The sequence below is a fragment of the Pseudomonas profundi genome, assembly GCF_008638305.1.
Lineage (GTDB): Bacteria > Pseudomonadota > Gammaproteobacteria > Pseudomonadales > Pseudomonadaceae > Halopseudomonas > Halopseudomonas profundi.
Window position 1 is genome coordinate 342141 of record NZ_VTPZ01000001.1, and the last position, 22832, is coordinate 364972.

16 protein-coding genes and 1 tRNA gene are annotated in these 22832 nt (G+C 59.0%); 4 read left to right on the forward strand and 13 right to left on the reverse strand.

The genetic code is table 11. The annotated features are described in order from the left end of the window. Positions 1-87 precede the first annotated feature (87 nt). From FZE95_RS01600 to FZE95_RS01635, 8 genes are all read right to left on the reverse strand, one after another. Entirely contained in the window at positions 88-2442 is a 2355-nt protein-coding gene (locus tag FZE95_RS01600) for an efflux RND transporter permease subunit (RefSeq protein ID WP_150299056.1), read from the reverse strand. Between the two features lie 24 nt (positions 2443-2466). Then, entirely contained in the window at positions 2467-3645 is a 1179-nt protein-coding gene (locus FZE95_RS01605) for a YCF48-related protein (RefSeq protein ID WP_150299057.1), read from the reverse strand. Positions 3646-3837: 192 nt separating this feature from the next. After that, complete coding sequence (pepN, locus tag FZE95_RS01610; RefSeq protein WP_150299058.1) at positions 3838-6489, reverse strand: aminopeptidase N; 2652 nt, start codon at positions 6487-6489, stop codon at positions 3838-3840. Positions 6490-6499: 10 nt separating this feature from the next. Then, positions 6500-7345 carry a DUF2797 domain-containing protein gene (locus tag FZE95_RS01615; RefSeq protein ID WP_150299059.1) on the reverse strand — a complete coding sequence of 282 codons (846 nt, stop codon included), beginning with the start codon at positions 7343-7345 and terminating at the stop codon, positions 6500-6502. Then, positions 7345-7617 (reverse strand): YeaC family protein, encoded by a 273-nt coding sequence (locus FZE95_RS01620; protein WP_150299060.1) that lies wholly within the window; start codon positions 7615-7617, stop codon positions 7345-7347. Before FZE95_RS01620 ends, FZE95_RS01615 begins: the two co-directional genes overlap by 1 nt. 179 nt (positions 7618-7796) lie before the next feature. Next, entirely contained in the window at positions 7797-8609 is an 813-nt protein-coding gene (locus FZE95_RS01625; protein WP_263398675.1) for a rhomboid family intramembrane serine protease, read from the reverse strand. Between the two features lie 39 nt (positions 8610-8648). Continuing rightward, a complete protein-coding gene (locus tag FZE95_RS01630; RefSeq protein ID WP_150299062.1) occupies positions 8649-9617 on the reverse strand; it encodes a metallophosphoesterase in 969 nt (322 codons plus the stop codon). A gap of 2 nt (positions 9618-9619) precedes the next feature. Then, a complete protein-coding gene (locus FZE95_RS01635; RefSeq protein ID WP_150299063.1) occupies positions 9620-10504 on the reverse strand; it encodes an NAD(+) kinase in 885 nt (294 codons plus the stop codon). Positions 10505-10621: 117 nt separating this feature from the next. On the opposite strand from FZE95_RS01635, the gene FZE95_RS01640 reads away from it, so the two are divergent. After that, a complete protein-coding gene (locus FZE95_RS01640) occupies positions 10622-11566 on the forward strand; it encodes a DUF1853 family protein (RefSeq protein WP_150299064.1) in 945 nt (314 codons plus the stop codon). Positions 11567-11587: 21 nt separating this feature from the next. Here FZE95_RS01640 and FZE95_RS01645 read toward each other — a convergent pair whose 3' ends face one another. After that, entirely contained in the window at positions 11588-12454 is an 867-nt protein-coding gene (locus FZE95_RS01645; protein ID WP_150299065.1) for a hypothetical protein, read from the reverse strand. 184 nt (positions 12455-12638) lie between these two features. Next, complete coding sequence (locus FZE95_RS01650) at positions 12639-14705, reverse strand: NADPH-dependent 2,4-dienoyl-CoA reductase (RefSeq protein ID WP_150299066.1); 2067 nt, start codon at positions 14703-14705, stop codon at positions 12639-12641. A 146-nt stretch (positions 14706-14851) separates the two neighbouring features. Here FZE95_RS01650 and FZE95_RS01655 point away from each other — a divergent pair, with 146 nt between their 5' ends. Next, positions 14852-15901: an AraC family transcriptional regulator gene (locus tag FZE95_RS01655; RefSeq protein ID WP_150299340.1), complete on the forward strand. Its 1050-nt coding sequence runs from the start codon at positions 14852-14854 to the stop codon at positions 15899-15901. Positions 15902-16189: 288 nt separating this feature from the next. Here the strand turns inward: FZE95_RS01655 and FZE95_RS01660 are convergent, their stop codons facing one another. Both FZE95_RS01660 and FZE95_RS01665 read right to left on the reverse strand, forming a co-directional pair. Next, complete coding sequence (locus FZE95_RS01660; RefSeq protein ID WP_150299067.1) at positions 16190-17374, reverse strand: hypothetical protein; 1185 nt, start codon at positions 17372-17374, stop codon at positions 16190-16192. Next, positions 17371-18144, reverse strand: coding sequence for a hypothetical protein (locus FZE95_RS01665; protein WP_150299068.1), 774 nt, complete (start codon positions 18142-18144; stop codon positions 17371-17373). The genes FZE95_RS01660 and FZE95_RS01665 overlap by 4 nt, the downstream gene beginning before the upstream one ends. Before the next feature lie 285 nt (positions 18145-18429). Here FZE95_RS01665 and fdhF point away from each other — a divergent pair, with 285 nt between their 5' ends. Both fdhF and FZE95_RS01675 read left to right on the forward strand, forming a co-directional pair. Beyond that, positions 18430-21405, forward strand: coding sequence for a formate dehydrogenase subunit alpha (gene fdhF / locus FZE95_RS01670; RefSeq protein ID WP_150299069.1), 2976 nt, complete (start codon positions 18430-18432; stop codon positions 21403-21405). Then, a complete protein-coding gene (locus FZE95_RS01675) occupies positions 21405-21887 on the forward strand; it encodes a DUF1641 domain-containing protein (RefSeq protein ID WP_150299070.1) in 483 nt (160 codons plus the stop codon). Before fdhF ends, FZE95_RS01675 begins: the two co-directional genes overlap by 1 nt. A 776-nt stretch (positions 21888-22663) precedes the next feature. Here the strand turns inward: FZE95_RS01675 and FZE95_RS01680 are convergent. Further along, positions 22664-22740: transfer RNA gene (locus FZE95_RS01680), tRNA-Asp, on the reverse strand. Positions 22741-22832 lie beyond the last annotated feature (92 nt).

Genomic DNA, 22832 nt, shown 5'->3' on the forward strand with positions numbered 1-22832 from the left:
GCCCTGCCCTGTGCGAAACGCCCGATGCGTTTAGCGCAGACATAAAAAAGCCGCTCACAGAGAGCGGCTTTTTTACGACACAGTCAATTACTTACCGCGCAGCTTCTCCGGACGAATCAGGAAACGTGCCAGCGCTGGCAACAGCCACAGGGCGCCGAACATGTTCCACAGGAACATGAAGGTCAACAGAATGCCCATATCAGCCTGGAACTTGATCGCAGAGAAGATCCAGGTTGCTACACCGATGGCCAGGGTGAAGCCGGTAAAGGTCACCGCCTTACCAGTGGTTTTCAGCGTCTCATAGTAGGCTTCCTGCAACGGCAGTCCCTGACGCAGATAGGTCTCCAGTCGGCTGTAAATATAGATGCCGTAGTCGACACCAATACCCACACCCAGGGCGATTACCGGCAGGGTTGCTACCTTCACGCCTATTCCCAGGAATGCCATCAACGCGTTGGCCAGCACCGATGTCAGCGCCAGCGGGATGATGATACACAGCACCGCACGGATCGAGCGGAAGGTGATCAGACACATCAGGATAACCACCACGTAGACCGTGATCAGCATCTTGGTTTGTGACTTCTCGATAACCTCGTTGGTGGCTGCTTCGATACCTGCGTTACCCGCTGCCAGTTTGAATTCCAGCTGGTCAGTGTTGTATTCCTCGGCGAAGGCTTCCACTTCCCCGGTGACACGCTCAAGCGTATCGGCCTTGTGGTCGTTGAGGAACAGCATGACCGGGACCAGAGAACAGGAGGAATTGAACATGCCCGACGGCGCACGGCTGATCGCATTGTTCAGGTTGTCCTGGTTACGCGACAGCGTTTGCCATTTCAGGCTGCCCTCGTTGTTACCCATGATCACCTGCTTGGCAACGCTCACCATCGACACGGCAGACTGCACACCTGGCAGATTCACCATGCGCCATTCCAGCTGGTCGATCGCGTCCATGGTCTCGTAGGTCGAGCACATTTCCGGCGGAGTGCTGACCATGACGACCAACACGTCCGAACTCGTGGAATAGTTGCTGATGATGAAATCGTTATCCAGGTTATAGCGCGAGTCCGCACGCAACTCCGGTGCACCCGGATCAAGGTCACCGATCTCGACCTTCTGACCATGATAAATACCGAAACCGAAGGCCAGGATTGCCAGCACCACGGAAATCGGCGCAACGGTCGGGTGCGCAAACTTGGCGACGGTCAGCCAGAGTTTCTGCGGGCGCGATGCCATATTGCGGTTGCGTTCCACGGCGCGCTTGCTGATGCCGATATAGGACATGAGCACCGGCAGCAGGATCAGGTTGGTCAGAATGATTACCGCCACACCGACCGACGCAGCAATACCCAGCTCGCGGATGACTTCAATCTGGATCAACAACAGTGTCAGGAAGCCAACGCCGTCAGACAGCAGCGCAACGATACCCGGGATGTACAGCGACCGGAAAGCACGGCGTGCCGCAGTCGGAGCATCCTCGGCCGTAGCATATTCGATGGCCATACCGTTGATGATCTGCACACCGTGGGAAATACCGATGGCAAACACCAGGAACGGGACCAGGATCGAATAGGGATCCAGGCCGTAGCCCAGCGTGCGCAACAGACCCAGCTGCCAGACGACCGCAATCACCGAACAGATCAGTGCCGTGAGCGAGCTTTTCACACAGCGGGTAAACATCAACAACAACACGAATGTGATGAGCAGCGCCGCGCCGAAGAACATCAACACCTTGATGATGCCTTCAATCAGGTCACCGACCTTCTTCGCGAAACCAACGATGTGAACGCTGATGTTCGGGTTTTCTTCCTGGAACTCGGTACGGATCTTCTCTTCCAGCAGGCGCGAGAATTCACCGTAGTCCAGGCGGATCTGCTCGCTCTGGTCTTCAGGGTTCGGATAGGTTTCCTGTAGCGGTACTTCAATGATCGTCGACTTGAAGTTGTTCGCTACCAGGCGGCCGATCTCGCCCGACTTGAGGATGTTGGTTCGCAGTTCGTTGAGGTCATCTTCGGTCAGATAGGCTGGTCGGTTAGCAACCGGACCGCCATCGAAACCGTACTCGGTTACTTCCGTCCAGCGTACATTGGGCGTCCACAGCGAGCGCATGCTGGAACGATCAACACCGGGCAGGAAGAATACCTCGTCATTGATACGCTTGAGCGTCTCCATGTACTCGGTAGAGAAGATATCGCCGTCCTCGATGGCAACCGCGATACGGATCGAGTTGCCCAGGTTGGCCATCTCGTCCTGGTGCTCAATCATGTTGACGATGTAGGGATGCTCGAGAGGAATCATCTTCTCGAAGCTTGTGTCCGGCTTGACCTGCGCTGCCTGATACCCCAGAAAGAGGGTAACCAGTAAGAAGAACAGCATTACGACCAGCCGGTTATTGAAGATCAACCGCTCGATAAACGGAGCGGTTTCCTGATGATGTTTGGACATCCAGTTTCTCCTGGCGTGTAATTATTATTGGACCGCGGGCGTACCGGCCGCAGGAATTCTGTCAGCTGCAGAACCGTTCTGCGGCATCCCGGTCGAATCACCCTTCACTGCGCCACGTTGGCCAAGCAGCAACAGATTGCCGTTATCCAGTACCGTGGCTGTTGCCAGAGCAGCCCGGTCGGGACGGCTTGCTACAGTGAAAGTGCGGCCTTGGTCGTCACTGGTTACAACGAAGCCCCCAGCACCCACCACGACGACCTTGCCATCCTCGGAATAATCGCCACCAGACAATGTGGCTTCCAGCGGACCATTGTGCGGAGTCATCAGTGTGACCTCCTCCCAGGTATCGCCGAAATCCTCGGAACGGAACATGTTGCCCCGTAGCCCCCAGGCCAGCACTACGTTCGGCTCGCCAGTACCCGAGACGCCAAACAGCGACCCGTCATAGGGCAAGTCTTCAATGGCTTCCCAGGTATCGCCGTAGTCCGCAGAGCGGAACATCATGCCGAGCTCGCCCACCATGAACAGGCCTGTCTCGGGAATCTCAGCGATGGCGTTGTAATGAAAGCCGTCTTCGTTATCGATTTCGTAGGTCAAGTCATCCCAGGTCTGTCCGCCATCATCAGTGCGCAGGAACAGACCATAGGCACCTGCAGCAAAACCCGTGCGGGTATCCCGGAACCAGACATCCATCAGCGGTTTTTCCAGCAGGCCCGGGCCATCAGGATCGACCTCGTGCTCCAGCTCCGGGTCACGGTACTGGATGGTCCAGCTTTCGCCTGCATCACTGGTATGCAGGATCAGCGAGTCATGGCCCACTGCCCAGCCATGGGTTTCGTCGACAAAATCGACAGCTGTAAGCAACTGCCGGGTAGGAACCGGAGCCTGTTGCCAGCTTTCGCCTTTATCGTCGGAATAGAGAATGTGGCCACGGGAGCCAACCGCCACCAGGCGATCACCCGCGCGATCAACGTCCAGGAGCAGCGCGGAGCTGGCCTTGGGTGTCATGACTGCTGCACTGGTTGCAGGTTCCTGCGCTTCCTGCGCTACAGCAACTGGAGCCGAAATACTGGCAAGCACGACGGAGAGGCCCAAAGCGGCCAATACCTGACGTGTTAATGATTGTTTGCCACCCTGAGCGAGCTGACCGGGAAAACCGGCCGGACGACAGGATGAAGCGCGCCGCTTGATGGGCTTACGCATACATCACTCCCCCTTATTCTTATAGGAACCCCTACCCAGATGGCAGGAGTCCCAATACTAACGGGGAATAACAAGCGGTAACAACGGCCCCTCCGTTATCTTTTGTTAACCATCACAATGATAGGGTCCGTCTCACAACAAGGCAGAACACCAGATTGCACGCCCGCCTCCGAAGAGGCGAACGGGCTGGCTTCAGGCAAGGGATTTGCTGACTACTTCATAGACATCGGGCGACAGATCCGGCTGGGCGAGAATTCGCGACAGCTCGGTTTTCATCAATTCCTGGCGCGTTGAATCGTACTTGCGCCACCGCGTCAAAGGCGTCAGCAGTCGCGAGGCAATCTGCGGATTCAGTTCGTTGAGAACAATGATCTGGTCAGCCAGGAAGCGATACCCCGCCCCGTCCTGGCGATGAAAATTAACCAGGTTCTGCGCCGCGAAACTGCCAATAAGGGCGCGCACCTTGTTCGGGTTACGCAGGGTAAAGGCCGGATGCTCCATCAACCCCTGCACGCGCTCCAACCCGCCGGGCAAGGTGCTTGCTGCCTGCACACCAAACCACTGATCCATCACCAGCGGATAACCGCTCCAGCGCTCGGCAAACTCGGCCAGGGCTGCTGCTTTCTGTTCCTGGTGGTGAGAGTTCACCAGGGCTGACAAGGCTGCCTGGCGATCAGTCATGTTATTGGCTTCAACAAATTGCCGAACACATGCTGAAAGCGCCTCGGCAGAGCCTTTTTGCATGAGGTAGCCCAGCAGTGTGTTTTTCAGACTGCGGCGCGCCACCGACGCGGCACCCGGACTGTAGGGCGCGCGATCATCCAAACGCTTGAATACCAACCAGATTTCCTCGTTCAAAGCGTTGGCCAGCTCGAAACGGACCCATTCACGAACATGGTGAATCGCGTCGATATCCGCTACCTCTGCCAGCTCCACGAGATAGGACTCGGTCGGCAGGCGGATAATCTCCGCCACCATCGCCGGATCCAGCGCTTCGTTGGTAAGCACGCTGCGATAGACATCCAGCAGACGCTGGTCCAGCAGGAGCGGCCGACCCGCCTGGTGGATTTCAACCAGGCCCTGCAACACATCAACCGCAAGGCTCTGGGCGGCTTCCCAACGGTTGAAGCCGTCCGGATCATGTTTGGCCAGGAACACCCGGTCATCGCGGCTGTAGGGATAATGCATCTTCACCGGTGCAGAGAAATTGCGCAGCAGCGAGGGCAGCGGTTCGCCCGTCAGCCCTTCGAAGACAAAGGTCTGTTCCGGCTCGGTTACTGACAGCACCGTCTCGGTGCCACGTGGATCCTGTTCCCCAGCAAGCTTCAACGTCAGCTCGTTACCCTGCGCGTCCAGCAGCGCCATGCGCACCGGGATAACAAAAGGCGCCTTGTCTGGTTGCCCCGGGGTGGGCGGACAGCTCTGACTGAAGGTCAGAGTGAATGTGCCCGCTGCGCTGTCGTACGCGCTCCTGACTGCCAGACGTGGCGTCCCGCCCTGGCTGTACCAGCGCTTGAACTGCGTGAGGTCTACCTTGTTGGCGTCTTCCAACGCCTTGACGAAGTCATCGCAGGTAACGGCCTGGCCGTCATGCCGCTCGAAATACAGGTCGGTGCCCTTGCGGAAGCCCTCATCGCCCAGCAGCGTATGCAACATGCGCACGACTTCGGCACCCTTTTCGTACACGGTCAGGGTATAGAAATTGGAAATCTCGATGAACGAATCCGGGCGTACCGGGTGCGCCATGGGGCCGGCATCTTCGGCAAACTGATTGGCGCGCAGGAAGGTCACGTCCTCGATACGCTTGACCGTGGCCGAGTTCATGTCAGCCGAGAACTGCGCGTCGCGGAAGACAGTGAAACCCTCTTTGAGTGACAGCTGGAACCAGTCCCGGCAGGTCACCCGATTGCCTGACCAGTTATGGAAATACTCGTGCGCGACGACGGCTTCCACGCGCTGGAACGCCATATCGGTCGCGGTATCAGCATGGGCCAGGACGCAGCTGGAATTGAAGATATTCAAGCCCTTGTTTTCCATCGCGCCCATATTGAAGTCGTTCACCGCCACGATCATGAAGATATCAAGATCGTATTCACGGCCATAGGCCTGCTCGTCCCAGCGCATGGAGCGCTTGAGGCTGTCCATGGCATGGTCACACTGGTCGCGGTTTTCCGCTTCAACGTAGATACGCAGATCTATTTCGCGGCCGCTCATGGTGGTGAAGCTGTCGCGGATCAGGCACAGATCGCCTGCCACCAGCGCAAACAGATAGGCAGGCTTGGGGAATGGATCTTCCCAGGTGATCCAGTGGCGTCCACCATCGTGTTCCCCCGAGGCGATGGGGTTGCCGTTGGACAGCAATACCGGAAATCCGCCGCGGTCAGCAATCACCGTGGTGGTGAACCGGCTCATGACATCCGGACGGTCCAGGTAACAGGTGATCTTGCGAAAGCCCTCCGCCTCACACTGGGTGCAGAACATATCGCCGGACTGATAGAGCCCTTCCAGCGCGGTGTTCTCCCGCGGGTGAATACGCGTGGTGATGGCCAGCTCGAACTGTGCATGGGCAGGTTGCAGCGTCAGATTGTCCGCGCTCAGCTGGTACGCCTCTGCGGTCAGCTGCTGATCATCGATCGCGACGGAAACCAGCTCAAGCTCCTGACCGTCCAGCACCAGCTGCGGCAGGGTTGCCGATTGCTTGCCGTCGTTAACGCGCATCGCCAGGCGGCTGTGAACCAACGCATGATCATCGAACAGCTCGAAGGTCAGATGGGTTTCATCTATCCAGTAGTCGGGCTGTTGATAATCCTTGAGATAGATTGTCTTCGGTTGTTCGGTGCGCATGCGTCTGTCCTCAATGAACCGAGAAGGCCATATTGTAGCTGGTGTATTTGCGAATATTGATGACCGCGGTATCGAGCAAAAGATACTGTCCCTTGATACCCAACAGCGTCCCTTCCAGTACCGGCTCCTTGTCGAGATTAGCCGACTTGGGCTTTTCTACGTACTCGAGCACTGGATAGCGGATTTCCAGCTCCTGCGCGTCATCCAGCGGCTGAAATGCCTGCAGTCCATAGCGCGAATGCAACGCGTCGATGCCCTCCCTTGCGCCTTCGAGCAAGGTGTCACGCAGCGTCCTGAGGTTCATCGGCTCCGGCTCGCCACGCAGCAGTTTGCGCCAGTTGGTCTTATCAGCGACCTGCTTGCGCAATAGATCTTCAAGCAGCCCCGAATGCTGCCGGGCCGATACGTGCATGATGGGCAAACCCTGGCTAGCGCCCTGATCGATCCAGCGCGTCGGTAACTGCGTCGCGCGCGTAATGCCCACCTTGGCACCGGACGAATTGGCCAGGTACACGATGTGATCGGTCATGCAGAACTGCTCGCCCCACGCCGGGTCGCGACAGGTGCCCAGCTCGTAATGGCACCGCTCGGGACTCATGATGCACAGATCGCATTGCGGCAGCTTGGTAAAGCAGGGGTAGCAATAACCCTGGCTGTAGCTTTTTTTGGTTCGGCGGGCGCAGTGCAGGCAATGAATATCGCCCAGCGCCTGAAGCCGAATCGATTTACCCAGCAGCTCGTTAAGCGGCAGCTTCTGTTCACCGATGGGCAACTGATAATCGACTGTCGCGGCATGACTATCGTCGAGCACGCCCAGCATCTTCTTGACTGAGCCTTCGGCTGACAAAAACGACATCAGTGCAAGGTGTCCGAAGCATTGACGAACATCGACCCAGGTACTGTTTTCTGCTCGGTTTTCTGCGATTTGCAGGTTTGAGCCATGTAACCGGTGCGTTCCTCTTCAGGCAGGTTCTCCTGCTCCCAGGCAATCATCGCCTGCATGCACAACTCTTTCTGCTCCTGGGTCAGCTTGCGGCCATCCGGCCACTTGCCGATCTCCACTGCCAGCTTGAGACTGGCGTAGACGTCCGGCGTAACCGTGCGCAACATTTCAAGGAAGTCGTTCATTTTGCCTCCGCGGGACAGATTTCAGAACCCAACAAAACCGGCAGACCAGGGCAAGACACAACCGGGCGACATTAGAGTATTTACCGACGGTAAATAGCCGATGTGCCGGCGTCTATGCACCCTGCCTTGCTGTACTGGTTTCAGTGGGTCGATGATTCAAAGCGCGTATTGTACGCTGTTCAGCGGAATCGCTGCAGCGCTCCGACAACCGCGCCAACCAGGCAGCCGGTGACCAGACCGCCGACATGGGCTGCATTGGCGATAGCACCGAAGCCCAGCATGCTGATCAAGCCGGAAACCCCCAGCGCCAGCCATGCCAGCATCAGCACCACGACACCGCGGGGCAGATCGAAATGCACGCTTGGGGCGATCAACTGATGCAGCCAGCAGTAACCGAGTAAACCGTACACAACGCCGGACATACCGCCGAACAATGCGTTACCGCTTGTCATCCACTGGGCAAAGTTCGAGGTCAGCGCAAAGAGTACGCTCAATCCAAACAACCACATGCCACCGGAGCGAATCTCTATTCGACGGCCCAGTTCCCAGAACCACAGCGCGTTGAACGCCAGATGCATGATGCTGAAGTGCAGCAACGCCGGCGTGACCAACCGCCACCACTGGCTCATGTCGATCTCGGTCGCCAGATAACCATCGGCAGCCAACGGCGTGAAAGTGAAGTGTACGATCGCCTCAGGCCGGCTACCCAGCCCGGTGAGCAGGGCGACCATACCGGTGAGAATCAGCACGGCCAGCGTCACCGGTATCAACCGCGCGCGCGCCTGCCAGCCCGGCGCCTGCTTCGCAGCAGGTTCGCCTTCAACAATATCCGGTACGCCTTCCTGATATAGCTGCTGGACGACCTGGCCATCGTTTTCATCAAGCGTCCAGACGACCTGTCGACCGCCCTCCTCGGTGATGCGATGCACCACACCACGGCTACGGAGAAAACGGGCCAGCTTGCTCAGATCCTCATCAAGCGGACGATTCATTGCTCGGTACATCTTGACCTCTCGCCGGTCGGGTTGACCCTATGCCAAGCGCGGCACGTCGACCCAGACAAATTTATCCCGCTCGAGACGTTCTTCACCGTCCCATCGATAGGCGACCAGTTTACCGAATTTGACTGCGCTGTAGTCGAGGCAGGCCAGGTTTGGCCTGATCGGATGGGGCTTTCCTTGTTGCCAATAATGTCCGACGAAGAGGATGGGCTCATCCTTGCCGTATACCAGCAGCTCGGCCTTCTGGTCCGGAGTCAGCGGGCGAGCAGCAATGTGCTCGGGCAAGGGGTCCGGCTGAAACTGCACATCACCGTAGGTCTGCGGATCTTCTTCCCAGAACTTGGTGCGGAAAAACTGGCGGGTAAAACCATCCTTGCCGGTCATGGTCAGCCCGTGCGGTAGCGGCATGCCCGTACCGCGCAGCAGCCGATCCTGTACCTGGCACGCGAACGTTCCCGGATCGACTGAGGCCTGCAAAAATTCCCGATCCAGGCAGCCGCCCGGATACTGCGCCTCAAAGGTATCAATCAGTCCCTGATCCCAGCATGCATGAACCATGCGGAATGCACCCATATCCAGAAACAGCGGCAGGCGGAAGAACCAGTCCAGGAAATAGCGCCACTCATCCGGGTAGGCCGCGAACTGCTCCAGCGTATCCTGGATCTGCCGCAGCTGGCGGTCGGTGTGCTCGCGCACGTAACGCTTGCCGCTACCGGGCGCTGCGGGGGTCGTCCAGCCCAGTGCATTGAATTCGTGATTGCCCATGATGCAGCGCGCACTGCCCGCCTGGACCATATCGTGGACCAGGTGCAGCGCTTCACGGATACGGGGGCCACGATCGATGATATCGCCCAGAAACAAGGCCTGCCGGCGTGGATGGCGCCAGATACCCTGTTGCAGCTTGTAGCCCATTTGCTCCAGCAACCGCGCCAGCGTTCGGGCACAGCCGTGAATATCCCCGATGATGTCGTAGCCCGAATGCTCGGCCGGTGCGTGCATGCTCATCGCTCCGTCAGCCGGCTCGACCAGCCCAGCTTCTCCCGGCAGATGGCGTAGAAGTTATGATCCAGCGGGTGAATCAATCGCAGCTTCTGCGGCTTCTTGCGGATATAGATGGTGTCCCCCGGCGCACAGGCAATTTGCACCTGACCATCGCAGCTGACCTGCGGATAGATTCCGTTTTGCGACGAGATGATGATTTTAAGCTCGCTGTTGCCGTCCACCACGATGGGGCGGCTGGACAGCGTGTGCGGGAACATCGGCACCAACACGACCGCGTCCAGCTTGGGATGCATGATCGGCCCCCCGGCCGACAGCGCGTAGGCGGTGGAGCCGGTCGGCGTGGCGACGATAAGACCATCGGACTTCTGGCTGTAGACGAACTGGCCATCGATATACAGTTCGAATTCGATCATCCGGGCGGATTTCCCGGGATGCAGCACCACGTCATTCAACGCCTCGCTGGTGCCCAGCTGTTCATCCCCGCGGCGCACAAAGGCATCGAGCAGGAAGCGATTCTCGACCATATAACGCCCGGCCAGCACTTCACCCACGCGGCTTTCGAGTTCGTCAGGCGAGATATCGGTGAGGAAGCCCAGACCGCCGCGGTTAACCCCGAGTACCGGCACGTTATAGCGGCAGAGTGCGCGCGCGGCGCCCAACAGGCTGCCGTCGCCACCCACTACGATAACCAGATCACAGATCTCGCCCATCATCTTGCGGGAACAGACCTGCAGCTGGTGACCCGGCAACAGGTCCGCCACGGCATCTTCGAGGATCACGCTATGGCCGCTATCGAGCAGAAACCGCTTGAGACGTTTGAGGGTATCCACGACCCGACCGCTGCCGAGACGTCCGATCAACCCGATATTGCGGAATTGCTCCATGCCACTCTCTCTATATCAACTTGTAGGATTAGCGGGCGTGGCTGACACTGCCCGGTACCCCTGGATTATCCGCAGCCGGCTCGACGCTGGCAAACGAGACGACTAACGAGACGACTGATGCCTGACCTCTTTTCCCATCCCCAGGTACGTGATCTTGCCTGGGTTGCCTGCTCGGGATCACTGCTCGAGCCGGGCATCTTGCCGCTACGCGACCCTCTGGCCGGGTCAGCCTGGCGACACGATCCGGAATTGCTACTCTACAGGCTTAAACAACTCGACGCGGACCCGGTTCCCTTGCAGCAGCTGATTCCGGTATCGCGTGACTTGCGTCTGGGGAATTATTACGAGCGGCTCTGGCAGGCGCTCCTGCATCTGGCACCGGACGTCCGGATACTGGCGCACAATGTTGCGCTGCGGGACAACGGGCACACTCTTGGCGAGCTGGATCTATTGATAGAAGATCCAGCCGGAGCGGTTGTTCATCTGGAACTCGCGGTCAAGTTCTATCTTGGCATGCCGGAGCAACTTTCAGGGCTGAAACCCCCGGATTCAGTTGAGCGAGCAACCGTTGCCTGCTCCAGCCCGCACTGCACATGGCGAGGCCCCGATCCGCGCGACACCTTGCATGACAAAGTCAGCCGGCTACGTGATCATCAACTCAAACTCACCGACTATCTGCATCTGGCCGCCACTCCCCTGCCACGTCCCGATCTGTCTGGCGCCTGGCTCCAGGGCGTATTGTTCGGGCCGCACGACACCGCTATCCCTGCTGTCGACAGTTACCCGGCCGCGGCGAAACACCAGTGGTGCAGACAATCAGGGCTGCGGAATATCCAAGGCAAGCATTGGCTGGTTATGCCGCATAAGCAATGGCTGATGCCGCCACCCGCCGGGCGCGAGCGGATCAGAACGGGCGAGGAAATCCTGGAGATGCTGGAGACGCAGCAATGGCATCCGAACCGGGCGTTGATGCTGGTGCGCTGTGATGACGTAGTGAAATATCGAGCCATGAGCGCTCAGCGGCTCATCTGTATGCCGGATAGCTGGCCCGACCTGGGCTAATCCTGGCCCGACCTGACCGAATCAGTCGATCGAGGTGCGGTTCTGCGCCTTGGCGAGTTCGCGGCGTAACGACGCGTTGATCTTCTGCTGGCTTGCCAGCTCATTCTTGATATCGATCATCTCGCCGCGAATCAGATTGAGGTGATCAGTGTGATCCTGACGGAGCTGATCCAGGTCAGCCAGACGGCGGTTTTCTGCCTGTTTCAGGCGTTCCTGAAGCGTCAATATCTGGCGCGTGTAGAGTGCGATCTTGTTCAGATGCTCATCGCGCTCACGTTGCGCCTGATCTTCAATGGTCTGCGCTGCCGCAACTGGCTGCGACGCTGATTCGCCTCGGGGTTCTGTTTCGGATTCGCTGATACCGCGGGAGTCATCGTACCAGGCGTCTTCGGCTGCAACGCGCAAGCGCTCGGCCGGTATCGGGGTGTAAGCCTCTTCATCGTCGCCGATGATGCCCAGGGCGTTGCGGTTGACAGCTTCCTTGATCAGAGCGAGATCTGCGCGGCCGTTACGCTGGCCGGGCTTCCACATGTTTTCACGGTACTCCGGCGATGTGGTAAAACCAAGGCAAGCCAGCCGAATCGGCCCGCCGCCCATATCAGGGCCGCGACCGGCCTTTTCGGCCAGCTGGCGTAGTGGCATATTCCATAGACGGTTGACGTAACCGTCCATGTCAAAATCCATGGTGAAGAACACCGCTGCGCGAACCTGCAGACGGTTATTGATCTGCAGAAACACGGCTTCGATTGTTTCGTCAGCGAATTCCGGCGTGGCTACCAGCCCATCAAGCAGCGCCTCGAACTCGGTATAAAGCACTTCCTTGCATACGCCACGCTCCGAAAAAAACATTACCGCTTCTGTCAGTAATGACTTTGGTGCTGTGCTCATCAATCGCTCTCCGCCGGATCCCTTCAGCAAATATGCATTCCCGCATGCAGTCTTCAGATGCAACCCAGTATCGCCCAACTTTGTCTTGTGGGGTTACTGAATGCCTCCGCCGGTCACAGTTTAAATGACGTGACCGACGGCTGTATGTGATCAGGTTGGCAGGGATCTGCGACGTACGGCTGACTCAGATCGCTGCGGCCAGACGCGATCCCTGATCAATGGCACGCTTGGCGTCCAGCTCCGTGGCAACATCGGCACCCCCTATCAGGTGCACGTTCACACCCAGAGCCTTCAGCCCCTGCTCGAGTTCACGCAGCGGCTCCTGCCCGGCACAGACAACAATGTTATCAACCGGCAGAACCTGCGGCTCGCCCGTCTCACCGATACGAATGTGCAGACCTTCGTCATCAATTTTCAGATACTCCACGCTGTTGAGCATCTTGACCTGCTTGCTCTTCAGCCCGGCACGGTGGATCCAGCCGGTGGTCTTGCCCAGCCCCTTGCCTACCTTGCTCGACTTACGCTGCAGCAGGAACACCTCCCGTGCAGGTGGCTGCGGTTGAGCACTGATGCCAGCGATACCACCACGTGCCTCCAGCTTCGGGTCAATGCCCCACTCCTTCCAGAACAGCGCAATATCCTGGCTCGGCGAACCGCCCTGGTGGGTGAGGAATTCCGCCACATCGAACCCGATACCGCCCGCCCCCATGACTGCCACATGCTGACCCACCGGCTTGCGTCCGGTAATCACATCCAGATAGCCAAGCACCCTGGGGTGATCGATACCGGGAATTTCCGGCGTACGCGGCTTGATCCCCGTGGCGAGAATTACCTCGTCGAACCCGCGCAGATCGTCAGCGCTGACCCGGCGATTGAGTTCAAGCTTGACGCCGTTGAGCTCGATCATCCGACCGAAATAGCGCAGTGTTTCGTAGAACTCTTCCTTGCCCGGAATCCGCTTGGCGATATTGAACTGGCCGCCGATTTCGTCTGCTGCATCAAATAACGTGACCTGGTGACCGCGCTGCGCCGCGACGGTTGCCGCCGACAGGCCTGCCGGTCCGGCACCTACGACTGCAATATTTCTCACAGCGGCCGTCGGAATATAGTTGAGCTCGGTCTCATGGCAGGCGCGCGGGTTGACCAGGCAACTGGTCAGCTTGCCGCCAAAGGTATGATCCAGGCAGGCCTGGTTGCAGCCAATACAGGTGTTGATCTGATCGGCCCGCCCTGCAGCCGCCTTGTTGACGAAGTCCGGGTCCGCCAGAAAGGGTCGCGCCATGGACACCATATCCGCATCGCCACCCGCCAGCACCTGCTCGGCAACCTCGGGCGTATTGATCCGATTGGTAGTGATAAGCGGAATATTGACCTCGCCCTTGAGACGCGCCGTCACCTTGGTGAAAGCCGCGCGGGGTACCTTGGTGGCAATGGTGGGTACCCGCGCTTCATGCCAGCCGATGCCGGTATTGATCAATGTCGCGCCAGCCTGCTCGACTGCCTTCGCCAGCAGTACCACTTCGTCCCAGGTGCTGCCGTTTTCAATCAGATCCAGCATCGACAAACGGTAGATAATGATGAACTCGCGACCGACCGCTTCACGCACCCGACGCACGATCTCAACCGCCAGACGCATACGGTTCTCGTAACTGCCGCCCCAGCGATCAGTACGCTGGTTGACATGGCTGACCAGGAACTGATTGATGAAGTAGCCTTCCGAACCCATGATTTCGACGCCGTCATAACCGGCGCTCTGGGCCAGTTGCGCGCAAATGACGAAGTCGCTTATCTGCTTTTCGATGCCAGCCTCGTCCAGCTCCCTGGGCGTAAACGGGTTGATTGGTGCCTGCACTGCACTGGCGGAAACCCCGTTGGGGTTATAGGCGTAACGCCCTGCATGCAGGATCTGCAGGCATATTTTGCCACCGGCCTCATGTACCGCTTGGGTAACCACCTTGTGCTGTTCCGCTTCTTCCGGAGTCGTCAGCTTGGCGGCGCCCTTGCCTACGCTGCCCTCCTCATTCGGACCAATCCCTCCAGTCACGATGAGACCGACACCGCCACGGGCACGCTCGGCAAAATACACAGCCATGCGCTCAAAGCCCTGCGGGCGTTCTTCCAGACCGGTGTGCATGGAACCCATAAGGGTGCGGTTGCGCAGGGTGGTAAAACCAAGGTCAAGGGGTGCCAGCAGGTGGGGGTACTCTTTGTGGGGGGACTCTTTATGGGGGTGGGGGGCGTGCTCGGTCATGATTGCTCCATCATCAGGTCTGCCCGGGGTCCGTGCCGCCAGGTCGAATGACGAGACGATAGGCCGGCGCTCGCCCGGGCTCAATTACCGCAAGTGACATATTCATCACCGTTTCTTACAATCCGTTTTTTCGGGATGAAATGAATATGAAACTGGGCGACCTGGCAGTTGGACACCTGTACAGCCTGCAAGCGGCATTGATCGACCTTGGTCAGGATCCCAAACCCTTGTTCGAGCGCTACGGCGTGACGCCTGAATTGCTGGCCCACCCCCAGGCGCGCATCAGTATTCCGCGCTTCATGCGGCTCGGCCATGCCGCCATCCGCGAAAGCGATACGCCGGCAATCGGCCTATTGATGGGTCAACAGGTACAGATCAGCCATTTCGGGCTGGCTGGGATGGCTGCGCAGTGTGCGTCGTCACTGCTGGATGCCTTTGCCACGCTGGTGCGTTATGAGCGGCTGACCAGCCAGAACTACCGCGGGCACTCGAGCCTGGCGCCGCCTGCTTTGCAGTTTTACTCGATCAGCCCCTACAACAACTTCAATCTGTTTGTGGTCGATTCTGCGCTGGCCGCACGCGCACAACTCGGCCAGCAACTGACCGCGGGACAGGCCAGGCTGCGCGAAGTCCACATCGAGTTCCCTGCACCGGCCTACGCGGAGGAATATGAAAACTGTTTCCAGTGCCCCGTTCTCTTTGGCCAGTCCGCAAACCAGCTGTTATGGGATCCTGCCAGTCTTGAACTGCCCCTGGTACAAAGCGCACCCGCCACCTACGCGCAACTGATGCAGCTGTGCGAGCGCGAACTGGAACAGCTCGACCGACACCGGCATATCCGTGAAAGGGTCGAGGAGATAGTCTCGCCGGAACTGCACCGCCGACTTCCGACACTTTCTGAAGTAGCTGAGCAGTTGGGACTGCCAACCTGGACCCTGCGCAGACGGTTGCATACCGAAGCCAACACGCGCTTTCAGGATATCGTCAACGAGACGCGGCGGGACCTGGCGATTACTTATATTCGGGATACGGATCTGGCGCTGGGTGAGATCGCCTTCCTGCTGGGGTTTTCCTCCCAGGGGGCATTTCAGAGGGGGTTCAGGAAATGGACGGGACAACCGCCCGGGGCCTTCCGTCGCCAGTATCGACAGACGTTGGCGGCGGAGAATACGGACGAACGGCTTGGACATTCATAGCACGGGCGGAGAAATCATTGCGTAGCGGGAGTACTCAACAAAGACGCCGGCCTTACATCTCTTCGGCGTCTTCTACTTCCTGGTCCCATTCCTGGGCGTGCTGCTCGATCAGCTCTTCGTAGTAGTCGTTCATATATTCGCCTCTTTATCTCGTTTATCTCTATTTTTATATGCTTCGGATTCCAACTTAATATCCTTGCATTACAGTGAGATGAAGGCGCTTACGAAAAGTTCAGGCGAGGTTGCAAACCCTAGCGACCCGATCACGATCGGGAAGGGTTCTGCTTTTTAGCGCTCGTCCAGATGGGCGCCCCAGAAGCGCCACTGATCGAGGATATGAAACGGTCGTTTCGAGCGGGTTGGATCATCCAGCGCGCCCACGCCCTCCCGGTATGATTGCATTGCCAGCCCAAACGCAGCGTGCAGTTGCTCCTGAAGCTGAGCGCGGGTGGACTCCCTGAACACCACCAGTTCATCGCGCAACTGGCGCTCCTGCTCGTCACGCAGAACCGCTTCCTCCGCCTTCAACAGGGCAAAATCGGTAATCACAATAGTGCCGGCGGCGGTGGCAAAGGCAATGCCGCCCGCCACCAGCGCACCGGGGCCAGAGGGCGCAGCGACCGCCGCAGCGCTACCGCCAATGGTAATCGCACCCGCCATGCGCGGCGCCAAACGCGCAGCAAAGCCCGCTATCACCTGCCGCGCCGCCTGAACACTGCCGAGGCGCATCAGCCTCGGTAGAATCGCATGCCGCGCCAGCAGTGCAAATGAGCCCACACCGGCAACAACCGAGGCCTGGCTGCTGATCTTCCAGCGCTGGATATCCCCGGCACCAGCGCCAAAGGCTCGATCCAGCGCGCTGTTTACATCGATTACCCGTTCGCGATCGATCCTGGGTTCGGCCACCCTGACCTGCCGGTCGGCGTAGCGCTGGACCAGGCCCTCCCGAAGCGCCCTGCTCTGCTTCCCGATGAGACCGTGTAGCTGTTCGGTCAGAGCGCGATCGAACTCAGCCAGCCGCTGCTCGAAACCACTCTGGACCAGCAACTGATTTTCCAGCCGTTCGCGCAACGCAGAGTCAAGATCGCCACTGACGGCGTAGTACAGCCGGGTATAGGAGCCGGGCATGGAGTAATACCAGTCCATATAGCCGGGCACGGCGCCGAGGGCCAAAGCAAAGGTGTCATCCAGCCACTGACCGACCCAGGCATTCATCTGTTGCTCCAGAGCCTGTTGATGCTGCATGCCCAGACGCTGGAGATCGACATTGAACGCGTCGAGGGTCTTACCGTCGAGCATCAACGTCTGGTCATCCACCAACACGGCGAATACCTGGTTGTCAGCCAACTTCTGGCCAAGCAGCCGGTAACCGACGCTCAACACCAGCAGCACTACACAGACAGCGGCTGCGGCCATACCCAGCAGAGCGAAGCGCCGAAGACGCCTGTTCTTCATGATGGTGTCTGCTTTCATGATGGCTCCCGCCGCTGATCAACTAACGCATCCACACCCACCAGCAGGCGCACGTATGCCCAGATGAAGGCGCTACCGGTCAAGAACAACAGGGACCAGCCGGCGAGGGCCAGCCAGCCATTGCGCTCCGCTCCGCCGAGACCATTCTGCAACGCCCATTGCAGCGTCAGATCCAGCATTATGTATGACCGTTCCAGAACCCGCAGGACTGTCAGATCGCTGGTGGACGGCTGCATGTGTTGCGCCATGGCCGACCCCCAACTCAAGCCGCGCAAGTCCGGCTGGCCCAGGTTCAGCGTCACGACAAGATAGATTGCAGTCAACACGCCTACCGCCAGCGGCACGCTGAAGCGCCGAACCAGCGCCGGTAAAGCCTGCGACACAACATGTTCACGCATACGCCTGTTCAACCCCCGCGATAGCCAGGCAAGCAACGGCAGGCCCAGCGCCAGAACGGCCCACAGCGCAGCATTCAGGTTTTGCAGCTTGATCAGCATGAACAGGCTCAGCAGCGCGCCGACCAGCAAATGCCAGGCAGCCATGAACGCGCCACCGCGCAACAATCGATGCCAGGGCGATGCGACGCGCAGGTATTGATTCAGCCAGACCCGTCGACGCAACCGCGCGGCCTCGAAGCTGCCGGTAAAGACCAGCACCGTACAGACAATCCAGAGCGGCAGCATGATCCAGCCCTGCATTGGGCCGGGCAGCAGGCTCCACCCCAGCATGAGCAGGAACATGCACCCACTGGACAGACACTGTCGCTGCACTGAAGCTCCTGCAATCAAAGCGAAGTTGGTGAGTGTACCCCATCGCGCATTGGTCCCTTCCCCTGAACGATTCCAGACGACGCCAGTCCGAAATTTAAGCGCTACCAGCGCGTCGATATGACATAGCAGGCCAAGGGCTCGCTCGCCTGGCTGTGGTTGGTCATCTGCATGACAAGGACGCACAGACCGAGGGCAATCGCCGTTCTGCCCGCTGCGCGCAGTTCAGCGCGATCCAGGAAGCGCAGTTGCCGAGCGAATCCAGGCCTCCATAACAAAGGTGTCCTGATGAACAAGGTTGCAGACTGCACCATTTTCTTCGACGGCAAGCCACTGACCGGCAAGGCCGACCAACCACTAGTCGATTTCCTCGCCGGTCATGGTGTCGATCTTCCCCACGTCTGTTACCACCGCTCGCTGGGTGCACTGCAGACCTGCGACGTGTGCTGGGTCGAGATAGACGGCGAGCTGCAGCGAGGCTGCGCGGTGGCGTCGAAAGACGGCCTGATTATCAACAGCGAGACCGAGCGGGCCGATGCCGCGCGGCATGAAGGAATGGATCGACTGCTCGGCAAGCATGAGCTGTATTGCACGCTGTGTGAACACAACACCGGCGACTGCACGCTGCACAACACCTTCGCTGACATGAAAATGCCGGTCCAGCGCTACGAGTTCACGCGCAAACCCTACGAGAAGGATGAATCCAACCCCTTCTATACCTACGATCCGGACCAGTGCATTCTCTGTGGGCGTTGCGTCGAGGCCTGCCAGAACGTCGAGGTCAACGAGACGCTGAGCATCGATTACAACATGGAGAACCCGCGCGTGCTCTGGGACGGCGGCCAGTCCATCGATCATTCCAGCTGCGTCAGCTGCGGGCATTGCGTCACGGTCTGCCCGTGCAATGCACTACTGGAAAAATCCATGCAGCCCGACGCCGGCCCTTTCACTGCCTTGCCGCAAACACTCAAACGGCCGCTGATCGACATCGTCAAGAAGCTGGAAAACACCATAGGCGCGCCGCCCATTACCGCTGTGTCCAATATGGACATGTATTGGCGGCAACCTGAAATCAAGCGCACCAAAACCGTCTGCACCTATTGCGGCGTGGGTTGCTCATTCGAGATGTGGACCCGTGACCGGCATATTCTCAAGGTGCAGCCAGTGGTCGATGCACCGGCGAACGGCATTTCCACCTGCGTCAAAGGCAAGTTTGCCTGGGATTTCGTCAATAGCGACAAGCGCCTGACCACACCCCTGATCCGCGAGAACGGCCAGTTCCGCGAAGCCAGCTGGGACGAGGCGCTGGATCTGGTCGCCAGCCGATTGATGAAAGACCGTGATCGCTACGGACCCGAGGCCATTGGCTTTATCGGCTCGAGTAAAGCCAGTAACGAGGAGGCATACCTCACGCAGAAGATCGCGCGGCTGATCATTGGCACCAATAACGTCGACAACTCCTCACGCTATTGCCAGAACCCGGCAACCAAAGGCCTGTTCCGTACCGTGGGTTACGGTGGGGACGCCGGGTCTATAGAAGATATCGAGAAGGCGGATCTGGTCGTACTGGTCGGCAGCAATCTGGCAGAGAACCATCCGGTGATTGCCTCCAAGGTGAAGGCAGCGAAGAAGCTACGCGGACAGAAGCTGATCGTGGTCGATCCGCGAAAACACGAGATGGCCGAGCGCGCTGACATCTTTCTACGGCCGAAGTTAAGTACCGACATGATCTGGGCGTCGGCCATGTCACGCTACATGTTCGAGCACGGCTACGCCGATCAGGATTTCCTGGATAACCAGGTCAATCAGGTCGAGGAATACCGCCGCTCGCTAGAGCCCTTCACCATGCAATACGCCGCGCAGATGACAGATATCCCCGAGGAAGAATTGATTGCCGCAGCCGAGATGATTGGCCAGGCCAAATCGGTATGTCTGTTGTGGGCCATGGGTATCACTCAACACAGTCACGGCGCCGATACCAGTACAGCCCTGTCCAACCTGCTGGTCGTCACCGGCAACTACGGCCGGCCCGGCACGGGCGGCTATCCGATGCGCGGGCATAACAACGTGCAGGGCGCGAGTGATTTCGGGTGCCTGAAAAACATGTACCCAGGTTATGAAAAGGTCACCAATGACCAGGTCCGCGAGAAATGGGCAAAGGCCTGGGGCGTCCCCCCAGAGCAGTTATCACCTGATATCGGTTCGGATAACTTCCTCATGGTCAAGGAAGCCGAAGAGAACAAGATTCGCGCCATGTACATCATCGGCGAAGAGACGGCCTTCTCGGACGCCCACAGCCAGAACGTGCACAGCGCCTTTGAAAGCCTGGATTTCATGGTAGTGCAGGACATGTTCCTCAGCCGCACCGCCGAGTTTGCCGATGTCGTCCTGCCCGCCTGCCCCAGCGTCGAAAAGGACGGCACTTTCGTGAATACCGAACGACGTATCCAGCGCTTCTACGAAGTCATGCCGCCACTCGGTGATAGCAGGCCCGACTGGAAAATCCTGACCGAGCTGGCAAAACGCATGGGCCATGACTGGGGCTACGACCACCCCTCGCAAATCATGGACGAGGTGGCAGGTATCGCCGACATATTCAAAGGCGTCAGTTACGAGCGCCTCGAGGGCTGGAAATCCCAGTGCTGGCCGGTCAATGAAGATGGTACCGATACGCCGTTGCTGTACACCGACGGCTTCCACACCGACGACGGCAAGGCGGTGCTCTATCCGCTGGAATGGAAGGAGCCGGACGAGCAAGCCGACGAGCAATACGATCTGATGCTGGATAACGGCCGTATGCTCGAGCATTTCCAGGGCACCAACCAGACCGGCCGTTCACCGGGGATCGATGATCAACTGCCTAACTGGTTCGTGGAGGTCAGTCCGGAGCTGGCGAAGCAGCACGATATCCAGGACGGCAGCTGGGTGCGGGTCAGTTCCCGGCGCGGCTCGCTGGAACTGCGGGCGGTCGTGACGGACCGCGTGCATGGCAACGTGCTGTTCATGTCGATCCACCAGGGCAAGCCGGGCCTCAACCTGCTGACCGGTGAGCACCACGATCCAGACGTCAACACACCGGCTTACAAGGAAACAGCGGTCAAGCTTGAAGTTATGCCCCAGCCTGCCGGCGAGCCTCCGTTGCCGCCGAACAACTTCCGTTACGGCAAGCGTACGCCCAACGACGGCGTACCGGTGGAAATCAAATGGGCCCAGCCTGAATACATCGTCCCGCCTGCTGAACAATCCAACCCGGAGAAACTCTGATGGCCGAACGTCTCAACTACAACGTCAAGCCCACGCCGATCGGGCCTGACGCGCACCAGGAACTGGACCGCCTGCTGCAAAGCATGCATGAACACGGCGTGTTGCGCTTCGCCAACGATCTGGTGTGCTCCAAGACCGATCTGGCGCATGTGTTGGTCGGTGGTCTCAGCAAAGACGGCACCTTGAATGCGATACAGAACCTCTCCATCCTCGGCATGGCGCTGTCGCGCATTCCGCCTGAGCAGTTCTACAAGGTGGTGTTCGGTATGAAGGACGCGCTCGAAGAGCTCAATCGCCACACCCAGGCCGGCGAAAAAGGCGACGCGCCCGGTATCAGCGGCACCTACAAGATGCTGCAGGACGACAAGCTGTGGGCGTCGCTCGAACCGATCCTGGAGGCAGTGAAAGTCTTCGCCGACCGAATGGGCAAAGAGCCCGACAAACCAATCACCGAGTTCACCGGCAAGCCAACGGATAACTGACGCACACCTGGGGTGTAGCGCGCCCGCGCTACGCCAAAGCCCTCAGCAACACCAAACCCTGTCGGCGCGTCCGAACGCGGCCCGAGCCGCACGCCAACCCCAGGAAGCGCCAACCCAGTGAACGCTAATCTCAAGGTGCGACCTCCTGGGGGTGTAGCGCGCCTGCGCTACGCCGAACCCCGCAGCAACACCAAACCCTGTCGGCGCGCAGGCGCACGCCAACCCCAGGAAGCGCCAACCCAGTGAAACGCTAATCTCAGGGTGCGATGTCCTGGGGGTGTAGCGCGCCCGCGCTACGCCGAACTCCGCAGCAACACCAAACCCTGTCGGCGCGCAGGCGCACGCCAACCCCAGGAAGCGCCAACCCAGTGAAACGCTAATCTCAGGGTGCGATGTCCTGGGGGTGTAGCGCGCCCGCGCTACGCCGAACTCCGCAGCAACACCAAACCCTGTCGGCGCGCAGGCGCACGCCAACCCCAGGAAGCGCCAACCCAGTGAAACGCTAATCTCAGGGTGCGATGTCCTGGGGGTGTAGCGCGCCCGCGCTACGCCAAACTCCGCAGCAACACCAAACCCTGTCGGCGCGTCCGAACGCGGCCCGAGCCGCACGCCAACCTCAGGGAGCCAATCCGCGGAACGCCGAGCCCAGACCACCCTGGGGGTGTAGCGCGCCTGCGCTACGCCAATCCCGCAGCAGCTCGCACTGTCAAACACACCCACACCACCCAGACAGCAAAAAGCCCCTGAATCTTTCGACTCAAGGGCTTCTCGTAATATGGCGCAGCGGACGGGACTCGAACCCGCGACCCCCGGCGTGACAGGCCGGTATTCTAACCAACTGAACTACCGCTGCGCATCTGTCATCAAGACCACCGGAGACCGGTACGACAAGAGAGTCTGACTCCCCATCCGTCTGTCTGAACAGGCGCGCATTGTAAACTTTCC

Excerpts from the sequence above, each read along its gene's own strand:
- FZE95_RS01600 (WP_150299056.1), bottom strand. The coding sequence starts at position 2,442 with ATGTCCAAACATCATCAGGAAACCGCTCCGTTTATCGAGCGGTTGATC.
- FZE95_RS01605 (WP_150299057.1), bottom strand. The coding sequence starts at position 3,645 with ATGCGTAAGCCCATCAAGCGGCGCGCTTCATCCTGTCGTCCGGCCGGT.
- pepN (WP_150299058.1), bottom strand. The coding sequence starts at position 6,489 with ATGCGCACCGAACAACCGAAGACAATCTATCTCAAGGATTATCAACAG.
- FZE95_RS01645 (WP_150299065.1), bottom strand. The coding sequence starts at position 12,454 with ATGAGCACAGCACCAAAGTCATTACTGACAGAAGCGGTAATGTTTTTT.
- FZE95_RS01615 (WP_150299059.1), bottom strand. The coding sequence starts at position 7,345 with ATGTCGTTTTTGTCAGCCGAAGGCTCAGTCAAGAAGATGCTGGGCGTG.
- FZE95_RS01640 (WP_150299064.1), top strand. The coding sequence starts at position 10,622 with ATGCCTGACCTCTTTTCCCATCCCCAGGTACGTGATCTTGCCTGGGTT.
- FZE95_RS01660 (WP_150299067.1), bottom strand. The coding sequence starts at position 17,374 with ATGAAAGCAGACACCATCATGAAGAACAGGCGTCTTCGGCGCTTCGCT.
- FZE95_RS01630 (WP_150299062.1), bottom strand. The coding sequence starts at position 9,617 with ATGCACGCACCGGCCGAGCATTCGGGCTACGACATCATCGGGGATATT.
- FZE95_RS01635 (WP_150299063.1), bottom strand. The coding sequence starts at position 10,504 with ATGGAGCAATTCCGCAATATCGGGTTGATCGGACGTCTCGGCAGCGGT.
- FZE95_RS01650 (WP_150299066.1), bottom strand. The coding sequence starts at position 14,705 with ATGACCGAGCACGCCCCCCACCCCCATAAAGAGTCCCCCCACAAAGAG.
- FZE95_RS01620 (WP_150299060.1), bottom strand. The coding sequence starts at position 7,617 with ATGAACGACTTCCTTGAAATGTTGCGCACGGTTACGCCGGACGTCTAC.
- fdhF (WP_150299069.1), top strand. The coding sequence starts at position 18,430 with ATGAACAAGGTTGCAGACTGCACCATTTTCTTCGACGGCAAGCCACTG.
- FZE95_RS01655 (WP_150299340.1), top strand. The coding sequence starts at position 14,852 with ATGAAACTGGGCGACCTGGCAGTTGGACACCTGTACAGCCTGCAAGCG.
- FZE95_RS01675 (WP_150299070.1), top strand. The coding sequence starts at position 21,405 with ATGGCCGAACGTCTCAACTACAACGTCAAGCCCACGCCGATCGGGCCT.
- FZE95_RS01625 (WP_263398675.1), bottom strand. The coding sequence starts at position 8,609 with ATGAATCGTCCGCTTGATGAGGATCTGAGCAAGCTGGCCCGTTTTCTC.